This window comes from Ruminococcus sp. YE282 (assembly GCA_900101355.1).
In the GTDB taxonomy this organism is placed as follows: domain Bacteria; phylum Bacillota; class Clostridia; order Oscillospirales; family Acutalibacteraceae; genus Ruminococcoides; species Ruminococcoides bromii_A.
Genome location: FMUV01000058.1, coordinates 1 through 6,606 on the forward strand (window position 1 = coordinate 1; position 6,606 = coordinate 6,606).

Sequence of the window (6,606 nt, forward strand, 5' to 3'; positions counted from 1 at the left end):
AGATTGTTGCCGTGAGAGCGTGTTGGGTTACGCAAATCTATTACTGAAATTTTGTAGCCGTAATACTTTTCTGCAATCGTTCCATAATTCCGAACTACATCACCCTTTGTGTCGGTTGACAAAAATGACATACCAGTAGCGCAGGCATACTCAATGCACGGGTAAAGCCAATATGCGGTCTTGCCGACGCCTGCCGCACCAATCATCAGAGCGTGGACATCGCCTGTGTCAACCATTGCGGTTGTTCCCTTTTTTCTGTTCTTGCAACCGACAACTATACCTTGTTCAGTTGGTCTGCTGTCTGGATTATTTCTCCACTCGTTAGGCTGAAAATCAATTTGCTTGTAAGTTCTCTTGATTTCCTTTTTGGTCGCCCAACGAGCAGTTCCGTGCTGACCTTGTCCGACAGTTTTGTTTTTTATTTGGTTAAGAGAATAGTTATTACCAACTGTTGTAATAATCACAAACAAAGCTAACATTGAACCTGTTACAATTATCAAAGTTACAATACCTGATGGCATATTCGTTCATCTCCTTTTTCTGATAAAGTTAAATCCTCATTCCAGTCTTTATGAGTTGGAATGAGGATTTCATTTTGAATATTCAGTTTGTTCAGTTTGTCGGCTATGCGTTTGTTGGCGGTCTGTCCTGCTTCGTCATTGTCAAAGCAAAGAAAAACATTTTTGATGTTCGGATTATCTTTCAGACATTGAAAAAGCACCCTGTCCGAAACGGAGCAGGATGCCGCATAGCTATTTTCTTGCCAATTTTCTTTATGCATACTTATGAACGATAACATATCAATCGGAGCTTCGAACAAGAATATCTTCTCGCTTGTGCCGTGCCAGTGAAAACTGAATTCGGGTTGACTTCCTGCAGCATTTCCTTTGTACGGATTGTTCGTCACAGTTCCTCGCTTGTGGGCGTGGCGAGGTTTACCGTTTGAATCGTAGCCGACAAAGACAGCGTTGTGATAATCCGCTGATTCATAAATCATTTTTCTCCGCACAAACTCAAAAAGTACATCTTTATCAATTCCACGAGTCAACAGCAGATAAGAAAAAACTCTGCTCATCCTGTCATTCCTTGGTGGTAGTATAAATGGCTTTCGCTCTCGTTCTGTGGTCTGTGAATTTACTATCTGACCGCCACAGTTATTCAAAAGCATTTCAACCGCTTCGACATAGTCCTTGTTATAAAATCTGCGAACGAAGTCTATTGCATCTCCACCTTTCTGTTCGTACTGATGATACCAGAGGTGACCTCTGATTGTAACCTTTTGCGAGCCGTCAAGCCATTCATATTCTGAACCTGATTTCTTGACTTTCTCGCCATGACTGATTAAAAAATTAGCAAGGTCGGTTCTCCTTGCCTGTTCTCGCTGTTCTTTTGTAAAATGAATGTAGGTTGATATTTTAATCACTTCCTTGTATATATTTTTCTTTTCTGCTGTAATATCTTATAGTGGGTAGTTCTTTCTCCTATCACTGTGACAAGAGGCACCTGTCAGCATTTGGGTGCAATTCTTCCTTGGTGGCAGGCTGATTTTTTAATAGACAACTTTCTTTTTATGTGGTATAATAATTAAAATAAACCCCTGATGTCACTGTTTATGCGGCATCAGGGGTTTTTGTGTTACTAACGTGTTACTTGTTCAACGCAATAAATTTATTGTATTTCGTAATTCATCAAGGGTTTTGTGGGTGTAAACCCTTTCACCGACATCCTTGGAAGTATGACCCATCAGCAAATCAATGCACCTTTTGTTTGCATTGGCTGAATCAAGCCTTGACCGAAATGTGTGTCTACATTCGTGTGGTGTATGGTGCATTTTTAACTGTTCCATTAGGTTATTCCAAATAATGTAGTATTGAGTTGATGACATTTTCTTTCCGTTATAGCTGAACAGAAATTTGTTGCCTTGCTTCACCCTTGCCCGGACAAATCCTTCAATGCGTGGATGAATCGGAACAATACGGTTCTTTCCTGCTTTGGTTTTGATACCGCCTTTGATTGTCAACTGATTAAGGTCAACATCATCAATCTTGATGGTGAGCATTTCACTGATGCGGAAACCGGTATATAAGAAGAACAGGACTGAATCAACCCATTCCTGACCGGCTATTTTCCACACTGCATCAACTTCATCATCGGTGAATGGAACCTTATTTGATGGTGGAATTGGTGCGGCTGAAATCAATGTGGAATTACATTTGGTGATGATGTCAAGTTCAAGGGCGAAGCGGTCAAGCTGACCAAACAAGTTTTTGATTGCACCTTGGGTGGAATATCCGCAACCACAACCATCAATGACTTCCTGCATCTGATAGGCTTTGATGTTTTTATATGGAATTGAATATAATGCTGAAGCGTGTTTGACTGCTGATTTGTGACTTGATGCAGAAGATTTTGACATCTTTGGAAAATCCCTTGCAGACCATTTTTCAAACAGTTCTTTCAGCGTGATTTTTGATAGGTCTATATCATAAGGATTTCGGTTGTATTGTGCAAGTGCAATCATAGCTTCTTCACGGTCTGTAAAATACCCGATGGATTTATAGATGGGATAACCCTTTTCAGTCCACCCGGTTGTTTTTCTTGCACACCAAGGTCTGCGCCGATTGCCTGATAATTTGACAACAGACCCATAACCATTAGGATTCTTCATTTTTTCACCTTTCCTGTTGATTTTTCAAGGTGAAAATGCTATAATAAAATAACCAGTTCACCTTGAATATTTTGTGTGTTTTCATTGTTGAATTTGGTTTTAACACAGACCACCTACTACTGCAATAGTGGGTGGTTTTTCTTTTTGCTTGTAACAAGTAACAGATGACTTCTATATTTTCTTATTTTTAGGGAAGTATAAAAATTTAGTTTTTTCATTTTTCAAATATTTTGAGTAAATAGGTATCTGTTACACTGTTACACTGTTACACAAAGATTGTAATTCTTCTTCATAAGGTGTGATGTAAATGAAATCATCACACCTATTGTTTTTACAATGCATCCACATATCATCAAAGTATTTTGCAAAACACTCACCCATAGACTGACATTCAGCTTGATAGGAATAAAAGTATTGAATAAGGTTTTGCAATGCTTCAATACGTTTTTGCTTATCTGGAGTTTGTGTTTTCAGCGCAAGTTCAATCATTGTATCATCTTTTGGTTTTGTTATGTGTTTATAATGTGTCGTCCACCCAAAAGGTAATTGACCATTAATGAGTTTATCAAGGTTTTGTCCTATTGAGTTTTTTGGTGGGGCAGGTTTTTTCTTTTTTCTTCCAAACATCGCTAATCATCCATTTCTGTATATTTTGAAGTTTCACTCAAATCTTTAAGTGTTTCCAATGCTTTTTTCCTTCCTTGTTCATTGAATTGAGAAAATAAAACTAACAGGTCAGAAGTTTCTTTTCCAAATATCTTCTGAACACAATTTAATAATGCGGTTTCTTTTTCTAATTTTCCATCATCATTATATAGTTGTTCCCATAATTGGTAGCAGTAATCTATTGATTCTTTACATAGTATTTCATCTACCGAGTGATGTAATACTTCAGATAACTTTTCCAATCTTGATTGAGGTATATTAATTTCTCCATATTCATATTTACGAATAGTTCCTTGGGTGACACCTATCAATTCAGCTAATTGTATTTGTTTTAAATTTAGTTCATTACGAAATTCTCTAATTCTATTTTTTGGCATAAATAACACCCCTTTCAATTAAATAATAGCACTTACAAGACTATTTTTCAAGAAAAATATAAAAATTTTCTAAAATAGTCTTGACAGGACTATAACGAAGGTGTATATTATATATAGTCGTTATACGACTAATCGAAAATTCACCCAAACGTTGAAAGGACTGGATTGATTATGAAATTTTATCACACAGTAACAACAAACGAGAATTTAAGAAGCCTTTGCATCAAGAATAATTGGTTTACGGAAGGTTCCAATAAGCAGTATGAAAAACTGTTCTATGCGAATCAACACGGATGCCCCATTGAAGAAATTGCAACCATCATTTGGCTTTGTTCCAATTCTGATGTGTGGTGCCGCAGGGACATCCTTGATGCGTTGAAGATAGAAAGCATCAATTTCTGGAAGCTGATGTTCGGCGTTGAGGATGAAACACAAACATTTCAAGTATGGGATGTTTTTGGCACTATTCATGAAGCACCATTCACCCACATCATTGACCTTCTTGTTGACCCTGATATTGATGATTTCAAGTATGAACACATCACAGGTATTTACACACTTGATGGTGAAACTGTCTGGGAAAGCGAGAATTAACATTACATAATCAAAACAACAGTGAAAACACACAATAGTGGAAAGGGGTATTGCAGTACCCCTTTCCAATATTACAGAAAGGTGGTCTGGAATGAATATTATTGATGAATTGGAAAAATCCATCAAGGCAAATCGGTTGGTAATGCGGAAATTAAATGCACCATTGAAAACTTTGGAACAAAGAGCCGAAAGGCAGAAGCAAAAGCACAAGGAACGCTTTGAAAAGCTGACCGAGTTTTCTAATTTGGAAGAAGCAAGAACTGCTTATGGAATGGGTTGGATTTCCCGAAAGAGATTTGAAGAAGTCCAAGATTATTTTGAACATGAGGATGATTTTAACGAATCAGAAATTTCAGCAGAAGAAGTTGCATACAACATTCTTTTTGATTTCTACAAGAAAATATCCACACAAGAACTGCACTTGGGTTTAGATTTGATTGCAGAACGGAAGAAAGGTGGTGAAAAGCGTGAAAGATTGGATAGGCGGTAAAAATAGCATTTACACAGCTATTGGGGCATCGAATCACACCAAGAAAGAAAGGCAAAATGATGATTACTATGCGACTGAACCAAAAGCTGCTGAATTACTTTTGCAACAAGAGCAATTCCACCATACCATTTGGGAATGTGCTTGTGGTGGCGGTCATCTTGCAAAGGTGTTTCAAAAAGCAGGTCATGAGGTAATAGCAACTGATTTAGTGTATAGAGGTTATGGTGACCCTGAACCTTTGAATTTTCTTGAAGAAACATTGGAAGATTTTGAAGGTGATATAATTACAAATCCACCATATAAATATGCACTTGAATTTATCCAAAGAGCATTGGACAGTGTTAAACCGGGAAGAAAAGTTGCAATGTTTTTGAAATTAACCTTTCTTGAAGGGAAAAAACGAAAAGAATTTTACCAAAAGACCCCCCCCCGAACGGTTTATGTTTCAAGTTCAAGGCTAAATTGCGCAATGAATGGTGATTTTGATACATACAAATCAAACAACGCAATTTGTTATGCTTGGTTTGTATGGGTAAAAGGTTATCAAGGAAATACTATCATCAAATGGATAAACTGAAAGGTGGTGAAATAATGGTACTCTGGAACATACTTGCAGGACTGCTTTGTTTCTTTGGCGGTTTTGCGGCTTGCATTGGCTTGATTTGGTTGATAACCAATGTTGTCGAAAAGGTCAGCGATTATGACGAATATGACTACTATGATTGAAAGGGGTGAAACACCATGACAAACACAGCAAAATTGAAGGCGAAAATTGCCGCCCTTGGTTTGTTGCAGGAAGCTGTTGCAATGCAACTGGGTATGACATCGGCAACCTTCAACTATAAGTTAAACAACAAGACAGAGTTCAAGGCATCTGAAATCAAGAAACTTGTCAAAATTCTGCATTTGACACTTGAAGAAATGTGGGAAATTTTTTTTGCGGAAAAATAGTCGTGTAGCAACTATTTACAGTGTTAAAACCAAATTCAAAATGAAAGGATGAACAAAATGAACGTATTTTCACAGCGTTTGAAAACGGCTATGGAGCAGGAACGAATGTCACAAACGGCACTTTCAAAGGTCACAGGGTTGTGTAAATCCTCAATCAGTCAGTATGTGTCCGGCAAAAGTTCACCATCAGCCGCAAATCTGAAAGTGATTGCATCGGCGTTGAATGTTTCCGCTGACTATCTGAAGGGTGGTGTTGATGAACCGGCATCTGATACCGGTCACCTGAAAAATTTGCCTGTTGAAACAGCGGCAAAGTTGATGGGCATTGGTAAACAGATGTTGCGGCAGGGCTTGAAAAATGGGGACTTCCCCTTTGGCTATGCGGTCAAGATGCCTTCCGGCAAATATCGCTATTACATCAGCCCTTCAAGGTTCAGCGATTTCACAAGATGTGAGGTGTGACGATGAAAGGATATAAAGTTTTCAATCCTGACTGGACTTGCAGGGATTTTCAATATGCGGTTGGTCAGACTTACGAAATGGAAGGTGAACCCATTTGTTGTGACCGTGGTTTCCACTTCTGCACGGATTTGAAAGACTGTTTCGATTATTACAGGTTTGACCCGAACAACAAGGTTGCTATTGTTGAAGCCCTTGGTGTTATCGACACCAAAGGTGACAAGTCCTGCACCAATAAAATCACAATCGTTGAGGAAATCACATGGGAAGAAGTGCTGCGCTTGGTCAACACTGGAAAAGGTTGTTCCGGACTCTGGAACAGCGGCAACCGTAACAGCGGCAACTGTAACAGCGGCAACCGTAACAGCGGCAACTGTAACAGCGGCAACCGTAACAGCGGC

11 protein-coding genes and 1 pseudogene are annotated in these 6,606 nt (G+C 38.6%); 7 read left to right on the forward strand and 5 right to left on the reverse strand.

Annotated elements, in window-relative coordinates:
* The 5 genes and pseudogenes from BLP46_RS12215 to BLP46_RS12235 form a co-directional block, all read right to left on the reverse strand.
* Positions 1-521 (reverse strand): annotated as a pseudogene (locus BLP46_RS12215) (type IV secretory system conjugative DNA transfer family protein); the annotation flags it as partial.
* Positions 503-1,423 carry a DUF3991 and toprim domain-containing protein gene (locus tag BLP46_RS12220; protein ID WP_092979297.1) on the reverse strand — a complete coding sequence of 307 codons (921 nt, stop codon included), beginning with the start codon at positions 1,421-1,423 and terminating at the stop codon, positions 503-505. The pseudogene BLP46_RS12215 and the gene BLP46_RS12220, both read right to left, overlap by 19 nt.
* A gap of 231 nt (positions 1,424-1,654) precedes the next feature.
* Positions 1,655-2,668: a tyrosine-type recombinase/integrase gene (locus tag BLP46_RS12225; protein WP_092979299.1), complete on the reverse strand. Its 1,014-nt coding sequence runs from the start codon at positions 2,666-2,668 to the stop codon at positions 1,655-1,657.
* A 249-nt stretch (positions 2,669-2,917) separates the two neighbouring features.
* Positions 2,918-3,295: a hypothetical protein gene (locus tag BLP46_RS12230; RefSeq protein ID WP_092979300.1), complete on the reverse strand. Its 378-nt coding sequence runs from the start codon at positions 3,293-3,295 to the stop codon at positions 2,918-2,920.
* A 2-nt stretch (positions 3,296-3,297) separates the two neighbouring features.
* Positions 3,298-3,711 carry a helix-turn-helix domain-containing protein gene (locus tag BLP46_RS12235; protein ID WP_092979301.1) on the reverse strand — a complete coding sequence of 138 codons (414 nt, stop codon included), beginning with the start codon at positions 3,709-3,711 and terminating at the stop codon, positions 3,298-3,300.
* Positions 3,712-3,882: 171 nt separating this feature from the next.
* Here BLP46_RS12235 and BLP46_RS12240 point away from each other — a divergent pair, with 171 nt between their 5' ends.
* The 7 genes from BLP46_RS12240 to BLP46_RS12265 all read left to right on the forward strand — a co-directional run.
* The gene (locus tag BLP46_RS12240; RefSeq protein ID WP_092979303.1) at positions 3,883-4,305 is read left to right on the forward strand and encodes a hypothetical protein; all 423 of its coding nucleotides are present in this window, start codon (positions 3,883-3,885) and stop codon (positions 4,303-4,305) included.
* A gap of 91 nt (positions 4,306-4,396) precedes the next feature.
* Positions 4,397-4,795, forward strand: a complete 399-nt coding sequence (locus BLP46_RS12245; RefSeq protein ID WP_092979304.1) for a hypothetical protein — start codon at positions 4,397-4,399, stop codon at positions 4,793-4,795.
* A complete protein-coding gene (locus BLP46_RS12250; RefSeq protein ID WP_318259622.1) occupies positions 4,773-5,372 on the forward strand; it encodes a class I SAM-dependent methyltransferase in 600 nt (199 codons plus the stop codon). The genes BLP46_RS12245 and BLP46_RS12250 overlap by 23 nt, the downstream gene beginning before the upstream one ends.
* A complete protein-coding gene (locus BLP46_RS13160) occupies positions 5,360-5,521 on the forward strand; it encodes a hypothetical protein (protein WP_167669270.1) in 162 nt (53 codons plus the stop codon). Before BLP46_RS12250 ends, BLP46_RS13160 begins: the two co-directional genes overlap by 13 nt.
* A gap of 15 nt (positions 5,522-5,536) precedes the next feature.
* A complete protein-coding gene (locus BLP46_RS12255) occupies positions 5,537-5,746 on the forward strand; it encodes a helix-turn-helix domain-containing protein (protein ID WP_092979306.1) in 210 nt (69 codons plus the stop codon).
* Between the two features lie 57 nt (positions 5,747-5,803).
* Positions 5,804-6,208, forward strand: a complete 405-nt coding sequence (locus BLP46_RS12260; RefSeq protein ID WP_167669271.1) for a helix-turn-helix domain-containing protein — start codon at positions 5,804-5,806, stop codon at positions 6,206-6,208.
* A 2-nt stretch (positions 6,209-6,210) separates the two neighbouring features.
* Positions 6,211-6,606: pentapeptide repeat-containing protein (locus BLP46_RS12265; RefSeq protein ID WP_207645248.1), on the forward strand; the 396-nt coding region annotated here is incomplete at its 3' end.

Excerpts from the sequence above, each read along its gene's own strand:
- BLP46_RS12260 (WP_167669271.1), top strand. The coding sequence starts at position 5,804 with ATGAACGTATTTTCACAGCGTTTGAAAACGGCTATGGAGCAGGAACGA.
- BLP46_RS12230 (WP_092979300.1), bottom strand. The coding sequence starts at position 3,295 with ATGTTTGGAAGAAAAAAGAAAAAACCTGCCCCACCAAAAAACTCAATA.
- BLP46_RS13160 (WP_167669270.1), top strand. The coding sequence starts at position 5,360 with ATGGATAAACTGAAAGGTGGTGAAATAATGGTACTCTGGAACATACTT.
- BLP46_RS12240 (WP_092979303.1), top strand. The coding sequence starts at position 3,883 with ATGAAATTTTATCACACAGTAACAACAAACGAGAATTTAAGAAGCCTT.
- BLP46_RS12235 (WP_092979301.1), bottom strand. The coding sequence starts at position 3,711 with ATGCCAAAAAATAGAATTAGAGAATTTCGTAATGAACTAAATTTAAAA.
- BLP46_RS12225 (WP_092979299.1), bottom strand. The coding sequence starts at position 2,668 with ATGAAGAATCCTAATGGTTATGGGTCTGTTGTCAAATTATCAGGCAAT.
- BLP46_RS12245 (WP_092979304.1), top strand. The coding sequence starts at position 4,397 with ATGAATATTATTGATGAATTGGAAAAATCCATCAAGGCAAATCGGTTG.
- BLP46_RS12255 (WP_092979306.1), top strand. The coding sequence starts at position 5,537 with ATGACAAACACAGCAAAATTGAAGGCGAAAATTGCCGCCCTTGGTTTG.